Genomic DNA, 15,079 nt, shown 5'->3' with positions numbered 1-15,079 from the left:
CATGCTTCATCCGCTGCCAACGCCCGGCGAAATGGCCGCCTGGGATGCCGAAGCCATCGGCGAATTCGGCATTCCCGGCATGGTCCTGATGGAAAACGCGGCCCGAGAGGCCGTGCGGACGCTCGAATCCGAAGCCGGACCGCTGGAAGGAAAGACGGTCTATCTTTTCGCCGGTTCCGGCAACAACGGTGGCGATGCCTTCGCCATGGCCCGGTATCTGGTGGAGCGCGCCGGAACCGTGGCGGTCTTTCATACCCGCCCCAAGAAGAATTATCGCGGAGAAACCCGAGCCAACCTTGTGTTGGCCCAAAAGCTCGGCATACCTCTTTTTCACCTCGCCACCGCAACTCTCGGCTCCCTGCCGCAGCCCGACATCATCGTGGACGGACTGCTCGGCACGGGATTCAAGGGTCGCCTGCGCGCCGACACACTGAAGCTGGTGCGGGCGATAAACCGCATGGGCGAGCGTTCCTTTGTCTATTCCATCGACGTTCCCTCGGGCCTGAACGGGCATACCGGCGCCCCGGCTCCGGAAGCCGTCCGCGCAGACGCCACAGTCACGTTTCAGGCGGCCAAGACCGGGCTGGCCATGCCCGGAGCCGAGCAGTGGACCGGTAAACTTTTCGTCACGGACATAGGCATCCCCCGTGCGGTCCGGGAGGCGCGCCCCGTGCGTCGGTTCGTGATCGGCCGGGAGGTCATGAAGACCATCCCCCGCCCGGTCCCGGATTCCCACAAGGGCAGGGCGGGCCATGTGCTCGTTGTGGGCGGCTCCCCCGGACTGACCGGCGCCCCGCATCTTTCCGCGCTGGGAGCGCTCAGGGCGGGAGCCGGGCTGGTCACTGTGGCCTGTCCCGGAGACGCCTGCGCCGAGGTCCGGTTCGGGCGACCCGAGATAATGACGCTTCCGTTGCGCGATTTTGAGAATTGGGACCAAAAAAATGCGGAAAAAGTTGTTGCGGAACTCTCTCGTTTCGATTCGGTTGTTCTCGGCCCCGGCTGGGGGCAGGGCGGGAAAAATGTTGATTTCCTGCGACATTTTATTGCAAGGTGTCCGGTGCCGCTCGTGCTGGATGCCGACGGGCTGAACGCTCTGGCACAGGCTCCCGAACTTGCCGGTGAGCTCCCGCCCGGAACCGTCCTGACTCCCCACCCCGGTGAAATGGCCCGTCTGGCGGGAACCGATACGGCATCGGTTCAGCAGTCTCGACTGGAAACCGCGGAATCATTCGTGGAAAAGACGCGAGCGACGCTGGTTCTCAAAGGAGCCGGGACCCTTGTGGTCGATGCGGAGCAGACGAGGCTCTGCCCCGTCTCAGCTCCCTGCCTTTCCGTTGGCGGTTCCGGCGATGTCCTTTCCGGTGTTATCGCGGCTCTCGCCGCTTCCGGAATGGACGTGATGCACGCCGCCACGCTCGGTGTTTACTGGCACGCGGTATCCGGGAGGATGCTGGAAGAGGACCACCCCCTGCGCGGCAATCTCGCAGGCGAAATAGCCGATATGCTGCCACGCGCGGCAAAGGAGTACGGAATATGCTGAAAGCAATGGATATCATGACCAACGAGCCCATAACCCTCACCTCCGACACCGACATCAGCACCGCAGTGAAGACCCTGCTGGGGAATCGCATCAACGGCGTTCCCGTGGTGGATGACGGCAAGGTGGTGGGCGTTCTGACCCAGACCGATCTCGTGGCGCAGCAGAAAAAACTGTCGCTGCCCTCGTTCTTCACCCTGCTCGACGGTGTATTTCCGCTTGCCTCGCTGAACGAACTGGACAGCGAGATGCAGAAGATCACGGCCCTGACCGTGAATGACGCCATGACCAAACCCGCAGTGACCGTCGGTCCCGACACCGGGCTTGACGAGCTGGCGGCCATCATGAGCGACAAGAAGCTCTACACCCTGCCCGTTGTGGACGGTGACGCGCTCGTCGGCGTCGTGGGCAAGGAAGACGTGCTCGGCACGCTCATCGCCAAGGAGTAGCGGAAGCCCGATGCATCTGGACATCAGACTGCGGGACGAGCGCGAAACCCTCCAACTGGGGCGCGCGCTCGCCGGCTTTCTCTCGAACACCGCGGCTCCTCCGGCCATCCTGCTTCAGGGCGGACTCGGTTCCGGCAAGACGACCCTCGTCAGGGGCCTTGTCGAGTCGCTCCCCGGCGCGGCCGAAGCAGAGGTGTCGAGTCCGAGCTTCAATATTTTCAACCTGTATCCCACCACGCCCCCCGTGGCCCATTTCGACCTGTACCGTCTGGAGGGAATGCCGCCGGGCGATGAAGTGCTCGATCAGCTGGCCGACGAACACAGCGTTGCGCTGGTGGAGTGGATCGAATATCTCCCAGGGGGCGAATGGCCGGACGAGGCCCTGCACCTTGTCTGGGGAGATGAAAGGACTGGACGAGTCCTCAGGTTGCATGCAATGGGAAGGCGAGCCGGGGAGTATCTTGAAGCCCTCGCGCCAGCACTTGCCGAATATACAGAACACTTGGAATCGTAATGAATATCGTCGTACAGAAATTCGGCGGCACATCGGTCGCCAGCCTGAGCACTCAGCTTGAGGTCATGAAAAAGGTCATGCGCCCTTACCGGGAGGGCAACAAGGTCGTGGTCGTGCTTTCGGCCATGGCAGGAGAAACCAACCGGCTGTTGGCGCTTGCGAACGAGTGGGTGACGACGCCCGACGCGGCGGAGATGGATTCGCTCGTTTCCACCGGCGAGCAGGTGAGCTGTGCGCTCTTTTCGATGCTGCTCAAGAATCAGGGTATCCGCGCCCGCTCTGTCCTGGGCTTTCAGGCACCGATCCGTACAGACTGCAGCTTCGGGAAAGCGCGGATCGTGGATATCGACACCACTGCGCTGTTTGAAATGCTGGAGGAGCATGACGTGCTCGTCGTGGCCGGATTTCAGGGCTGCGAGGACGGCAGGCGCATAACCACTCTCGGGCGTGGCGGCTCCGATACTTCCGCTGTGGCCATGGCTGCCGCTCTGGATGCAGAAGTGTGTGAAATTTATACTGATGTTCCCGGCGTATTCACTACTGATCCCAACATCTGCACCGATGCGACCAAGATTGACCGCATTGCTTACGACGAGATGCTCGAAATGGCGAGCATGGGAGCGAAGGTGCTCCAGATCAGGTCCGTGGAATTTGCCAAGAAATACAATGTAACCGTGCATGTCCGCTCGACCTTCTCCGACGAGCAGGGCACTTTGGTCTGTCAGGAGGATGACGACATGGAAGCAGTTCTCGTTTCGGGTATCGCGTACGACAAGGATCAAGCCAGGATAACCCTCGTTCACGTGGAGGACCGTCCCGGCGTGTCCGCGGCAATTTTCAGCCCGCTTGCGGAAAAGAAGATTCTCGTGGACATGATCGTCCAGAACCCGAGTAAGGGCAGCAAGACCGACATGACCTTCACGGTTCCCAAGGCGGATATAAAACAGACCGTCAAGATTCTCGAGGATCTCCGCTACGAGATCGGCTATGAGGATTTGCTATCATCGAGTGACGTGTCCAAAGTCTCGATTATCGGCGTCGGCATGCGCAATCACTCCGGTGTCGCCTCCCGTGCGTTCCGGGCGCTTGCCGACGAGAACATCAACATACTGATGATCAGCACCTCGGAGATCAAGGTATCGTTCCTGATCGACGAGAAATACACGGAACTCGCAGTGCGAACGCTGCACAAGGAATTTGCCCTTCACGAGGGCGGGATACAACCGGAATCATGCACAGGATAGCAATATACGACACGACGCTGAGGGACGGCACCCAGGCCGAGGAACTCAATCTCACCACCAAGGACAAGGTGCGCATAGCCGAAAAGCTCGATGAGCTCGGCGTGCATTACATCGAAGGGGGCTGGCCCGGCTCCAACCCCACCGACCGGCAGTTCTTCGACGAAATCGCCGAACATACTTTCACAAATGCGTCCATCGCGGCCTTCGGGAGCACATTCAACCCGAAGGCCGACCCGGACTCCGACCCCATATTCCAATCCCTTCTCAGCTGCGGCGCAGAGGTCTTCACCATCTTCGGCAAGACTTGGGACCTCCACGCCACTCTCGCTCTCAACATCGATACCGAGCGCAATATCGAGATCATCCGGCAGTCGGTGGCGCATTTGCGGCCCCACGCCCGCGAGGTGTTTTTCGATGCCGAGCATTTCTTTGACGGCTTCCGGGCCAACCCCGAGTTTGCCCTCAGCTGCCTTGAGGCGGCCCATGAATCCGGAGCGGATGTGCTGGTCCTCTGCGACACCAACGGCGGCTCCCTTCCGTATCAGATCGCCGAAGGCGTCAATGCGGTACGCACACGGATACCGAACGCAGCGATAGGCATCCACGCCCACAACGACGGCGAACTTGCCGTGGCGAACTCACTCGAAGCCATCCGACACGGTGCCGTACATGTGCAGGGAACCATGAACGGTTATGGCGAACGCTGCGGCAACGCGAACCTTTGCTCCATAATCCCCAACCTGGAGCTCAAGCTCGGGCTGGAGAGCATCGGGGCGGAGAACATGCGCAGGCTCACGGAAGTGAGTCACTACATCAGCGAGATTGCCAACCTGCGGCCGTTCATGCGCCAGCCCTTCGTGGGCGCCTCCGCTTTCGCGCACAAGGGCGGTGTGCATGTGAGCGCGGTCCGCAAGGACTCCCGCACCTACGAGCACATCATCCCCACGGATGTTGGCAACATGCAGCGCGTGTTGCTTTCCGACCTCGCAGGCCGCAGCAACCTGTTGCACAAGGCGGAGCAGTTCGGGCATCCGCTGGAAAAGGGAGACCCGAGGCTGGATCAGCTCATCCGGGAGCTCAAGCTGCGCGAGAGCGAAGGGTTCGAATACTCGGTCGCCGAGGCCTCTTTCGAACTCATGTTCCACAAGATCGTGTCCGGGACGCATTTCAACTATTTCAAGTTCCGTAACTTCTTCGTTGTGGACGCCAAGCGCGAGGAGGACGCGGAGCCGTTCTCCGAGGCCACGGTCATGGTCCATGTCGGCGATCAGGAGGAGCACACCGCAGCCACGGGCATGGGGCCGGTCAATGCGCTCGACAGGGCGCTGCGCAAGGCCTTGGAACGGTTCTACCCCTGCCTTGCGGATGTTCGCCTGCTCGACTTCAAGGTACGGGTGCTCTCCGGGGCTGTTCGTGATACCGGCGGTACCGCTTCGTTCGTCAGGGTTCTCGTGGAATCCGGTGACTCTCATGAACGCTGGACCACGGTTGGCGTGTCGCACAACATCATCGAGGCCAGCTGGCAGGCCGTGGTGGACTCGTACAATTACAAGCTGTTCCGAGAGGATATGCGTAAAATCGGGAAATAGTGCCAATGCACATAAGCGTACTCATGGACAACGTTGCCGGGGACGGGCTGGCATCGGAGTGGGGATTTTCATGCGCTGTGGAAGGGGCCGGGGGAGCGCTGCTCTGGGACTGCGGCCAGACCGGCGCCTTTCTGGATAATGCGAGTGAACTGTGCGTGGAAATGTCCGAACTGGGGGCGCTGGCCATCTCCCATGGTCACTATGATCATGCCGGCGGACTGCAAGCGCTTCTTGACGCGGGGTTCACAGGGACCATCTACGGACATCGTGCTATCCGTGAAGAGCGGTTCAGTGTCTCCGGCGGTTCACCCGAGCCGATCGGGATTCCGTTCGAGCTGCCCGTATTCGAGACGGTTCGCGGTTCGAGCGAACTGATTCCCGGAGTCACCATGGTTACGGACATACCCAGACTTCCGGGTCATTTCGAGGCCGTGGACGGCTTTGCCTGGGATCGTGCCGGTACACTCCCGGACTCCGTCCCTGATGACGCGTTCCTGCTGCTGGAAACCGCCCCCGGCCCGGTGGTGCTGCTCGGCTGCTGCCATGCCGGGCTTGCCAACAGCCTTGCCGTCCTGAAAGAGCGTCACGGCATTGAATCCGTGCACGCCGTTGTGGGTGGCCTGCACCTGTACAATGCCGACCGCGACAAGCTCGACCAGTCGGTACAGGCGCTGCGCGAGTGCGGCGCAGGGCTGGTGGTTCCGGGGCACTGCACCGGCGAAAAAGCCACAGCTGAATTGATGAAGCGACTTGATGCCGTAGTGCGGCCCATGCACAGCGGCATGCGTCTGTGTTTTTAGGGGTATCTCGCCCCGTTCTCCTTGTCTGGAGTGCATTGTGATTCGGATAAGCCTAAAGGCCAAACTTCTTGCCTCTCTGACGGTCATCCTGTTGACCTCTTTTTTCGTGACCAGCCTGATCAATTATCAGGTCACGCGCGAATCGGTGCGCGAGGAACTGATGAATTCTTCCCTGCCGCTGACGGGCAAGAACATTTACTCCGAGATTCATGGCGACATGATGCGCCCCATTCTTGTGGCTTCATCCATGGCCAGCGACACCTTTCTCTGGGACTGGGTAAAGGGCGGCGAGAAGAACATCGGCGTCATCACGAGATACCTGAAAGAGCTTCGGCACAAGAACGACTTCCTGCTTTCGTTTTTCGTATCCCACCTGAGTGACACCTATTATTACAATGGGGGTGTCCTCAAGAAGATCGGCGCCCGTGATCCGCTGGACGTCTGGTATTATGCCTTTCTGCGAACCGGTAAGGAATACATGCTCAACGTGGACCACAGCGAAGCGGAAAACGGACGCTTGAGCATCTTCGTCAACCACCGGGTCCGGGATGCGGAAGGGAAACTGCTCGGCGTCACCGGGGTGGGTGTGGATATGACGGAAGCCGCTGCTCTGCTCGCCAAAGCGCGGGAGCAGTACGGCAGGGATGTATATCTGGTGGATCGCGACGGATTGGTGCAGGTTCACCCTGACGTAGGCAAGATCAAGACGCACTCCATTGTAAAGGAGCAGGGACTCGGCGCCATAGCCGACGAGGTGCTCAGACCCCGAGTGAAACCCGAGAGCTTCGAGTTCGACCGCAACGGAGAGCACATACTGCTTTCCGCGCTCTATGTGCCGGAGTTCGAGTGGTACCTGCTTGTCGAGCAGAACGAGGGAAATGCACTGCGCGCGGCCAGAGACAACCTCTATCGTACCCTGCTCATAGGTGGCATCGCCTCGCTGCTGATAATTCTTTTGTGTGTCGCTCTCGTCAACCACTATCAAGGGCGGCTGGAAAGCCTCATCAAGACCGATCCGCTGACCGGAGCAGTGAACCGCAGGGGCTTGGAGGAAGCCTTTGAGCTTGCTGTGAACCGTAATGAACGAAACGGCACCGACTACACCATGGTGCTCATTGATCTCGACGGGTTCAAGGACATCAACGACAGGCACGGCCATCTGGAGGGCGACCGAATCCTTCGGAGCACGGCCGAAGCCATCAGCAACGACGTTCGTCCAATGGATACGGTCTCCAGATGGGGCGGGGATGAGTTCATGGTGCTGCTTGAAGGGGATGTGGACCAGGCCCTTCGGGCGGTGGAGCGATTTCGGACCGCGCTTGGGGCGGTGGAGGCGCCGGAGCCTATTTCGATAAGCTGCGGTCTGTCGCAATACCGTCCGGGAGATTCGCTTGATGACCTTTTCCACCGGGCTGATCTGGCCATGTACAAAGCCAAGTCCGAAGGCGGCGATCATATTTGCAGTCAGGCGTGACGGCGCTCGAATTGTTTTTCTGATCCACAGAAAAAGGCCCCGTTTCAAGCGAAACGGGGCCTTTTTATCAGTAGATGTGTCAAGTGCTAGAGCAGACCGGCTTCCTTGAGCATGTCCTCCAGCTTGGGGTCGTTCTCGGGCTCGAGCGGCACCATGGGCAGTCTGAATTCGAGGTTCGGGAAAAGGCCCATCTTGTGAAGCGAGGTCTTGACCGGAATGGGGTTGGTCTCCAGGAACATGGCGCGGCAAACGGGAGCCAGCTTCAGGCTCAGGTCCAGCGCTGTTTCCATGTCGCGTTCGCGGAAAGCCTTGCACATTCCGGCCATTTCAGCGGGCATGATGTTGGAAACCACGGAGATCGCACCGCATCCGCCAGCCGCCAACAAGGACAGCGTGGTGAAGTCGTCGCCGGAAAGCATCTGGAAGTCCTTGCCGCAGTGTTCGATCACCTCGGCGCACTGCTTCAGGTCGGCGGAGGCTTCCTTTACGCCCACAACCTCGGGGACCGCGTCCTTGATGCGCTTGAGCGTTTCAGGCGTGCAGTTCAACCCGGTGCGTCCCGGCACGTTGTAAACGATGATGGGCATGGACGCTTCTTTTGCGATGGCCCGGAAATGCTGCACCAGTCCGTTGGGAGTGGGCTTGTTGTAGTAGGGGGTGATGAGCAGCGCCCCGTCGGCTCCGGCATCCTTGGCGAGCCGGGTCAGTTCAGCGGCTTCGTTCGTGCTGTTGGAGCCGGCGCCGGCGATGACCGGAACGCGGCCTTTGGCCTGTTCGACACAGATACGGATGATGCGGCCCTGCTCCTCGTGAGTCATGGTAGCCGCTTCGCCGGTGGTGCCGCAGGGAACGAGGCCGTCGATGCCCTGTTCTATCTGCCAGTCGATGAACTTGCGGTATGCGTCTTCATCGACTTCGTGATTGACGAAAGGGGTGGATAGGGCGGTGTATGCGCCAGTGAATTGCATTAGTAACTCTCCTTCCTTACTTGGTGTCCGCTTTTTCGAATATCCCGCGGACGTCGGGATGCTCGTAGATCGAGTCGTCAAGCAGGATCGAGCCTACCGAAATGATGTCATTGCTCCATTCGAAGTCATCTCCTTCAGGCATCTGCCCGATGGAGACGCGGGTGACCGTTTTCCCGCGAGGATAGGGTCTTGACCAGAGAACCCGATCCCCTGAAGCAAAACGCTTGACGAAGCTCATGCCGCGGCCGCCGCCGAGAAGAATGTCCGGAACCTCGTCCGGCCCCTGATCCAGATAGGCCTTTTCGCCATAAGCTCCCCATGAGCTCAGGCCGACCAGCAGATCGACTTCGGGCCGGGTCTTGGCGACGAGACGGGTTACCTGCTCCACCAGCATCGCGCCCGGGATGTCGGTGTCCTCGGGCAGAGGCGGAAAGCGCAGGAATCCGACCGTGCCGCCGGAAGTCCGGATGATGCTGACGGGCTGCTCTGCGGCAGTTTTCCACGCTGCCGGAGGGTGTACCCCGGCATTTTTCAGCATCCGCTGTTCCTCATCGGCAAGCAGCGAGACGTCATAATTCATGAAATCGTAAGCTTGCGCAAGTGCATCCAGAGTGGCTGCACCGGGATCGTCTCCGACCTTGTGAGTGAACTCGTAAGCCCCACCGACGACGAGGCGCGGTGAGTCAGTGTTTTTATCAAGAAGATAGGCGGCCCTCCGGGCCAGCCCGCCCAACGTTTTTCCTCCTCACGTGGGGCAGGGCTCAATGGTCCCGTGGGTGTTGCCCGTATAAAGAAGCGTCAGGACGGATTCCGCATGAGCCCAGTGGGGAAATGCGAGAATCAGAAGCAGAAAAAGTGCGAGAATCCGATACATCTAATCGTTGATATATTCCTTGAGCTCTTTGCCGGGACGGAAAAAGGGCAGTTTTTTGGGTTTGACCTGAACCACGTCGCCCGTCTTGGGGTTGCGACCGGTGTAGCCGTCATATTCCTTGATCTTGAAACTGCCGAAGCCGCGAATTTCGACGCGGTCGCCCCGGACAAGGGCCTCCTTGATGGAGTCGACGAAGGCGCTCACGATCTGGGTGGACTCGTCAACGTGGAGTTTTTTCTCCTCAGCCAGAGCCTTGATCAGTTCGCTCTTGTTCATTCCTTTCCCCCATGGGTTGCGTTCTCCACATTCGGCGTGGAATCGGTCCGAGAACGTGTTTCGAGAGACTTAACTTTACTAACTATGCCGAAACCCGTGGCTTTTCGTCAACCCCTTTCGCAATTAAACGGGGAATTCTTTCAGAATGTGTCTTCCGGCTATGCGCTCGCTGTTGTCGCTGCGATAGCGGATGAGCTTTCTGGCGATGCTGCGGATGTCCTTGGCGGCGTTGCAGTCGGGGGCGAACTTCATGAAGGGCGTTTGGCGACGCACGGATTCCAAAACGTTGGAATCCTGACGGATATGTCCAAGATTGCGCAGCTCCACGCCGAGGAAGTTCTTGCATGCGGCAGCAAGTCGTTCATGGGTCTGCTTGGCTTCCTTGGCCGAACTCACCTGGTTGACCAGCAGCAGGAAATCGTCGATTCCGTGCTGGGTATTGAGCACCTTGATGGTGGCGTATCCATCGGTGAGGGAGGTCGGTTCGGGCGTGACCACCACGAGCCTGAGCTGAGTTATGCTGGCAAAGGCCATGGCGGTATGGTTGATGCCGGCACCGAGGTCCAGCATCAGGAAATCGTACTGACCCGCGAGCGTCACGAGCTTTCCGAAAAGAATGTCCTGCATGTCCTCGTCCATTTCCACCAGTTCTGGGACGCCGCTCGTGGCGGGCAGGATGTCCAGCCCCTCTTCGATGGGGACCGCCACCTCGGAAGGGGACATGTCCGACTGGAGCAGGTCCTGAAGGTTTCTTTCCGGCGACAGGCCCAGCAGGACGTCGAGGTTGGCGAGACCGAGGTCGCAGTCCATGAGCATGGAGGAATATCCGGCCTCGATGAGTGCGTAGCCGAGGTTCAGGACGATGTTGGTCTTGCCCACGCCGCCCTTTCCGCTGAGGATGGAAAGGCTGAGGGTGCTGTTGTCGTTGTTCATGATCGATATCCTCTATTTTCCGAAGAGAAATTGCTTTTCATTTGCCTGAACCAGCGACTCGCGCGGGACGCCGTCCATCTCGGGCAGTCTGACGACTTCCACCCTGTCCTTGCCGGCGTCCTTGGCCGCATAGAGGGCCTCGTCAGCCGTGGAGACGATCTTCTTGACCGACATGTCCCGGGTGCCCTTGTAACAGGTCAGCCCTGCGGAAATGGTCATGGAGAACTCTTGGCCCTTGTCGCCCGTGAAGGTGGCGGAGCGGACCGCAAGCAGGATTCTCTCCAGCACTCGTCTGGCTTTGACCAGCCCGGTGCCCGGAAGTACGAGGGCAAATTCTTCGCCGCCGAAACGGGCCGCCAGATCGTAACGGCGGACGGCCTTGCTGAGGATTGCCCCGATCTCGGTGAGGACCCGGTCTCCAATAGGATGGCCCATGGAGTCGTTGACCTGCTTGAAATCATCCAGATCGAGCAGGGCGAGGCTCAAGGGGGTGCCGTTGCGGCGGGAGCGTTCGATTTCCACATCCAGGATGCGGTCGAAGGCGCGTCTGTTGGCGAGGTTCGTGAGCGGATCGTGTCGTGTCTCGTATGAAAGCCTCGTCAGGTTGCGCTGGACAAGCCGCACGTTCGGCACCGCCGAGCCGTCAAGGGGCAGCGTCAGCCACTCCTCGAGGGCGTTCTTGGCCGTGAGTTCTTCCCAGTCGTTGAAATCAACGCCGGGAAACAGGCGGCAGACCCACAGGGCCGAGTCTTCCTCGGTGCCCGCGCAGTGTTCGTTGGCCCGATTGCAAAGCTCCTGCTGCAGTTCGTTCATCTCGCGCAGCAGGGCGGACTCGTTGGGCTTGAGCGGATCATTGTTCGGCATGGTTGTGGATCAGGTTGCTTCGGATGATTTCATCCAGGTTGCCGTCGAGCACGTCATCGACGTTGCTGACCTCGAAGTTGGAACGGTGATCCTTGACCAGCCTGTAAGGCTGGAGCGTGTAAGTGCGAATCTGGTTTCCGAAGGCGATGGCGGTCTTGTCGGCATAGTCCGACTGCTGCTCCTCCTCGCGCTTCTTCATCTCGATTTCGTACAGGCGTGCCTTGAGGACCTTCATGGCCGCCTGCTTGTTGCGCAGCTGCGATTTCTCGTTCTGACACTGCACCACGATGTTTGTGGGCAGGTGGGTGATGCGCACGGCGGAGTTCGTCTTGTTGACGTGCTGCCCCCCCGGGCCCGAGGAACGGAATACGTCCACACGCAGGTCTTCGTCGCGCACGTCTACCTCCACATCCTCCTCGATGTCCGGGACCACGTCCACGGAAGCGAAAGAGGTGTGGCGCCGTCCGGACGCGTCGAAGGGTGAAATTCGTATCAGCCTGTGCACACCGCGTTCGCCGCGCAGATGCCCGAAGGCGTAAAGGCCCTCGATGCGCAGGGTGGCGCTTTTCACGCCCGCCTCGTCGCCGGGCTGCAGGTCGAGCAGTTCCAGCGTGAAGCCGCGCCGCTCGGCCCATCGGGTATACATGCGCATGAGCATTTCCGCCCAGTCCTGCGAGTCCACGCCGCCCGCCCCCGGATGGATCTCCAGAATGGCCGCGTTCTTGTCGTGGGAGTGGGTGAACAGGGTCGCCATCTCCGTGGTGCCGAGGCAGGAGCGAAAGGTTTCCAGCGACTCGTTGAGCGCCTGCACGGTCTCCTCGTCGGTCTCCTCCTGCGCCAGCAGGAGCCATTCATCGAGGTCTTCGCGCGCGGTTTTGAGTTCGTCGTACATGGCGAGCCTGCTCTCGAGTTGGCTCTTTTCGCGAAGTACCGGAGTCAGACTGTCGGGTTTGTCCCATGCGCCGGGACGCGAAAGCTCGGCTTCTATTTCCTTGAGTCTGTCAGAGGATTCACGATAGTCAAAGCCGCCCCCAGAGTGTGTCGAATTTCTCGATCAGTTCTGTGGAAAGGGACTTTATTTCTGGATATTCAAGCATAGTCTCGATCGGTCGTTAAATGGTTCGCTGTCGATTGTGCCGTTTTCCACGGCGCAGGGCAACCGCAATGAAAAGGATGCACCCGGCCGTACAGGCAAAAATCACACCGCCAAGCCACGGCTGGGCGTGAAAGAAAGGCGTCTTGTCGGATCGGGCCATGAGGGTGTCGGTCAGCTGCGCCTTTTCAAACTGCTCGGTTCGGGATGCTATGCGGCCCAGCGGGTCGATGAAGGCCGTGATGCCGGTGTTGGTGCCGCGAGCCAGCCATCGGCTCTGCTCCACGGCTCGCAAGGTGGTCAGGGCCAGATGTTGCCGCGGCGCGGAGGTTTTTCCGAACCATGCGTCGTTGCTGATATTTACGAGAAACGAGGCGCCGAGCGCAACCTGTTTGCGGGCCAGATCCGGAAAAATCGCCTCATAGCAGATGAGGACGCCGAATGAGTGGGCGGCCTCGGTGATGAGAGAGGCCGTGTTGTCGCCTTCCTTGAACGTCCCGGCGGCCTGCACGAGTTTTTCAAACGGTATCCACTCCCGAAACGGCATGTATTCGCCGAACGGTACGAGGTGTTCCTTGTCGTACCAAGTGGCGGCCGAGCCGTCGGGTTTCACCAGAAAGGCCCGGTTGAGCATGACGTAATGCCGGGTGTCCGGGTTGGTGATGCGGTACGCGGGCGCACCGGTGAGGATCTCGGCCTCGTTGTCGCGGGCGAACTGGCGGACCAGCGCACCATACGGCGTGCGATCCTGAAGGTAGAACGGCATTGCCGTCTCCGGCCAGACGAGTAGCTCGGCGCCCTGTCCCTGTGCTTCGCGGCTCAGGTTCAAATATTTTCGAACCGTGGCCCGCTGATATTCGGGGTCCCATTTGAAGCTCTGGTTTACGTTGCCCTGAATCAGGCCGACTCTGACTGGGGCGCCGTCAGGGTCGAACGTCCACATGCGCCAGCCGCCGAAGGCCGTGAGCAGAAGCACCACGGTCACGGCTGCGGCCGCTGCTCCGGGGATGGTGCGATAAAGCAGAATGGAGACCGCCAGCGCCGCGAGAATGCCTGACAGGGCGAATGCGCCCACGACCGAAGCGGACTGGATGGCGATCGGCCACGGTGCAAAGGCCGAGGCGAGGTTGACCCACGGAAAACCGGTCAGAATGAAGGACATGATCGTTTCAAGCGATGCCCAGCCGAGTCCCGCGGTCAGGACGACGAAAAGCGAGACACTTGCGCGTCCCGCGTGGTGCATAAGCAGGGAGAAAAGTCCGTACAGCAGTCCGAGGGCGCCCCCCGCAAGCAGGGGGCAGGGCAACGCCACGTACCATGGCAGATTGCCGTAGATGGCCACCGGGATGACCATCCAGTACAGCAGGCCAGTGCAGGCGAGGGTCCCGGTGAGCCAGCCCCAGCGGAAAGCCTTGCGCGATCCGGTTGCCCTGAAGCCTATCCACGCCAGCCCGAGGGGGAAGCCGAGCGCTGCTGCCGGGAACTGGAAGACCGGGTTGGCGAACCCCAGCCATGCGCCGAAGACGGCTATGAAGGCGAGGGTGGGCATGATCAGTCTTCGACCTGCTGTGTTTCTTCTCCCTCTTGTTCGAGAGAGTCGATGCGTATGAGGATGATATGCCGTTCGTCAGCCGCCATTATGGTGAACCGGCGGTTTTCCAGGTCGAAATGTTCGCCCGGGCTCGGGATATGTCCGGCCAGCGCGGCGAGATAGCCGCCGATGCTGTCCACGTGTTCGGATTCGATGTGGACCGCGCAGAGTTCGCAGACGTCTTCGAGGGGAACTTTCCCCGCCACCAGCAGGGCGCCGTCCTCGGTGTATTCGATCTCGTCAGGGCGTTCGGCTTCGTGCTCGTCAGCCATTTCACCCACGATTTCCTCAAGGATGTCGGCCATGGTCACGATGCCCGAGGTGCCGCCGTAATGGTCGTGAACCACGGCGATATGAACCTTTTCCTTCTTGAAAAGGCTGAGCATCTCGTCGAGCTGCGTCTCTTCCGGCACGAAAAGGGCCGGGCGCATGATGTCCGAAATGGGAAAACGGCCGTCGCCCTCCATGAGCGGAGGGAGCAGGTCCTTGGCGTGCACCACGCCGACTATGTGGTCCCGTGTCTCGTGATAGACGGGGATGCGGGAATGGTTGCCCTGTTTAACGATCGCGGCGGCGGCTTCCGCCACGGTGCTTGCGGCCTCGACGCAGGTCATGTCCATTCGCGGAACAAGGACTTCCGTGACCTTTCTGCTGTCGAGCTCGAGGATGTTGAGAAGCATGGACACTTCCTCGCCCTCGATTTCGCCTTCTTCGCGCGCTTCGAGTATGTGGTCTTCGAGGTCGTGGCCGTTTTTGTTGAAGATCGACTTGAAGAAGGATCGCAAAGGACTGTCAGAGCCGTCTTCCAAGGCGGGTCTCCTTTTTGCGGTTGGGAACGAGGCCCGCGTCAGTGACACGGGCGGCCAATTTTGA

15 protein-coding genes are annotated in these 15,079 nt (G+C 60.0%); 7 read left to right on the top strand and 8 right to left on the bottom strand.

Annotation, left to right across the window (positions count from 1 at the left end; all coding sequences use genetic code 11):
- Position 1 precedes the first annotated feature (1 nt).
- From BR24_RS00155 to BR24_RS00125, 7 genes are all read left to right on the top strand, one after another.
- Complete coding sequence (locus BR24_RS00155; protein WP_496539491.1) at positions 2-1,540, top strand: NAD(P)H-hydrate dehydratase; 1,539 nt, start codon at positions 2-4, stop codon at positions 1,538-1,540.
- Positions 1,534-1,986 carry a CBS domain-containing protein gene (locus BR24_RS00150; RefSeq protein WP_496539490.1) on the top strand — a complete coding sequence of 151 codons (453 nt, stop codon included), beginning with the start codon at positions 1,534-1,536 and terminating at the stop codon, positions 1,984-1,986. The genes BR24_RS00155 and BR24_RS00150 overlap by 7 nt, the downstream gene beginning before the upstream one ends.
- 10 nt (positions 1,987-1,996) lie before the next feature.
- Entirely contained in the window at positions 1,997-2,500 is a 504-nt protein-coding gene (gene tsaE / locus BR24_RS00145) for a tRNA (adenosine(37)-N6)-threonylcarbamoyltransferase complex ATPase subunit type 1 TsaE (RefSeq protein ID WP_496539489.1), read from the top strand.
- On the top strand, positions 2,500-3,744 hold the full coding sequence (locus BR24_RS00140; protein ID WP_496539488.1) for an aspartate kinase: 1,245 nt from the start codon (positions 2,500-2,502) through the stop codon (positions 3,742-3,744). Before tsaE ends, BR24_RS00140 begins: the two co-directional genes overlap by 1 nt.
- A complete protein-coding gene (cimA, locus tag BR24_RS00135; protein WP_496539487.1) occupies positions 3,732-5,333 on the top strand; it encodes a citramalate synthase in 1,602 nt (533 codons plus the stop codon). The genes BR24_RS00140 and cimA overlap by 13 nt, the downstream gene beginning before the upstream one ends.
- A 5-nt stretch (positions 5,334-5,338) precedes the next feature.
- A complete protein-coding gene (locus BR24_RS00130; protein ID WP_496539486.1) occupies positions 5,339-6,133 on the top strand; it encodes an MBL fold metallo-hydrolase in 795 nt (264 codons plus the stop codon).
- A 106-nt stretch (positions 6,134-6,239) separates the two neighbouring features.
- Positions 6,240-7,607: a sensor domain-containing diguanylate cyclase gene (locus tag BR24_RS00125; RefSeq protein ID WP_496539485.1), complete on the top strand. Its 1,368-nt coding sequence runs from the start codon at positions 6,240-6,242 to the stop codon at positions 7,605-7,607.
- 86 nt (positions 7,608-7,693) lie between these two features.
- On the opposite strand, the gene dapA is transcribed toward BR24_RS00125, so the two are convergent.
- The 8 genes from dapA to BR24_RS00085 form a co-directional block, all read right to left on the bottom strand.
- Positions 7,694-8,575: a 4-hydroxy-tetrahydrodipicolinate synthase gene (gene dapA / locus BR24_RS00120; RefSeq protein ID WP_496539484.1), complete on the bottom strand. Its 882-nt coding sequence runs from the start codon at positions 8,573-8,575 to the stop codon at positions 7,694-7,696.
- 16 nt (positions 8,576-8,591) lie between these two features.
- Positions 8,592-9,308, bottom strand: a complete 717-nt coding sequence (locus BR24_RS00115) for a UshA-like (seleno)protein family 2 (RefSeq protein ID WP_496539483.1) — start codon at positions 9,306-9,308, stop codon at positions 8,592-8,594.
- A gap of 141 nt (positions 9,309-9,449) precedes the next feature.
- Positions 9,450-9,725, bottom strand: a complete 276-nt coding sequence (locus BR24_RS00110; protein ID WP_496539482.1) for an HU family DNA-binding protein — start codon at positions 9,723-9,725, stop codon at positions 9,450-9,452.
- A 123-nt stretch (positions 9,726-9,848) separates the two neighbouring features.
- Positions 9,849-10,658, bottom strand: a complete 810-nt coding sequence (locus BR24_RS00105) for a MinD/ParA family protein (protein WP_496539481.1) — start codon at positions 10,656-10,658, stop codon at positions 9,849-9,851.
- 12 nt (positions 10,659-10,670) lie between these two features.
- Positions 10,671-11,522, bottom strand: a complete 852-nt coding sequence (locus BR24_RS00100; RefSeq protein ID WP_496539480.1) for a GGDEF domain-containing protein — start codon at positions 11,520-11,522, stop codon at positions 10,671-10,673.
- A protein-coding gene (gene prfB / locus BR24_RS00095) for a peptide chain release factor 2 (RefSeq protein WP_496539479.1) occupies positions 11,509-12,619 on the bottom strand; the annotation gives its coding sequence in 2 pieces (ribosomal slippage) (positions 11,509-12,543 and positions 12,545-12,619; 1,110 coding nt in all). The genes BR24_RS00100 and prfB overlap by 14 nt, the downstream gene beginning before the upstream one ends.
- A 15-nt stretch (positions 12,620-12,634) precedes the next feature.
- The gene (gene lnt / locus BR24_RS00090) at positions 12,635-14,164 is read right to left on the bottom strand and encodes an apolipoprotein N-acyltransferase (RefSeq protein WP_496539478.1); all 1,530 of its coding nucleotides are present in this window, start codon (positions 14,162-14,164) and stop codon (positions 12,635-12,637) included.
- A 2-nt stretch (positions 14,165-14,166) separates the two neighbouring features.
- Positions 14,167-15,015 (bottom strand): hemolysin family protein, encoded by an 849-nt coding sequence (locus tag BR24_RS00085; RefSeq protein WP_496539477.1) that lies wholly within the window; start codon positions 15,013-15,015, stop codon positions 14,167-14,169.
- Positions 15,016-15,079: the final 64 nt, after the last annotated feature.

It is taken from the genome of Pseudodesulfovibrio halophilus DSM 5663 (assembly GCF_059568665.1).
This window is presented reverse-complemented; position numbering and strand designations above follow the sequence as displayed.

Bases quoted from the DNA above. Each gene is read 5' to 3' on its own strand.
- tsaE (WP_496539489.1), top strand. From the start codon at position 1,997: ATGCATCTGGACATCAGACTGCGGGACGAGCGCGAAACCCTCCAACTG.
- BR24_RS00150 (WP_496539490.1), top strand. From the start codon at position 1,534: ATGCTGAAAGCAATGGATATCATGACCAACGAGCCCATAACCCTCACC.
- BR24_RS00100 (WP_496539480.1), bottom strand. From the start codon at position 11,522: ATGCCGAACAATGATCCGCTCAAGCCCAACGAGTCCGCCCTGCTGCGC.
- cimA (WP_496539487.1), top strand. From the start codon at position 3,732: ATGCACAGGATAGCAATATACGACACGACGCTGAGGGACGGCACCCAG.
- lnt (WP_496539478.1), bottom strand. From the start codon at position 14,164: ATGCCCACCCTCGCCTTCATAGCCGTCTTCGGCGCATGGCTGGGGTTC.
- BR24_RS00110 (WP_496539482.1), bottom strand. From the start codon at position 9,725: ATGAACAAGAGCGAACTGATCAAGGCTCTGGCTGAGGAGAAAAAACTC.
- dapA (WP_496539484.1), bottom strand. From the start codon at position 8,575: ATGCAATTCACTGGCGCATACACCGCCCTATCCACCCCTTTCGTCAAT.
- BR24_RS00155 (WP_496539491.1), top strand. From the start codon at position 2: ATGCTTCATCCGCTGCCAACGCCCGGCGAAATGGCCGCCTGGGATGCC.
- BR24_RS00140 (WP_496539488.1), top strand. From the start codon at position 2,500: ATGAATATCGTCGTACAGAAATTCGGCGGCACATCGGTCGCCAGCCTG.
- BR24_RS00105 (WP_496539481.1), bottom strand. From the start codon at position 10,658: ATGAACAACGACAACAGCACCCTCAGCCTTTCCATCCTCAGCGGAAAG.
- BR24_RS00130 (WP_496539486.1), top strand. From the start codon at position 5,339: ATGCACATAAGCGTACTCATGGACAACGTTGCCGGGGACGGGCTGGCA.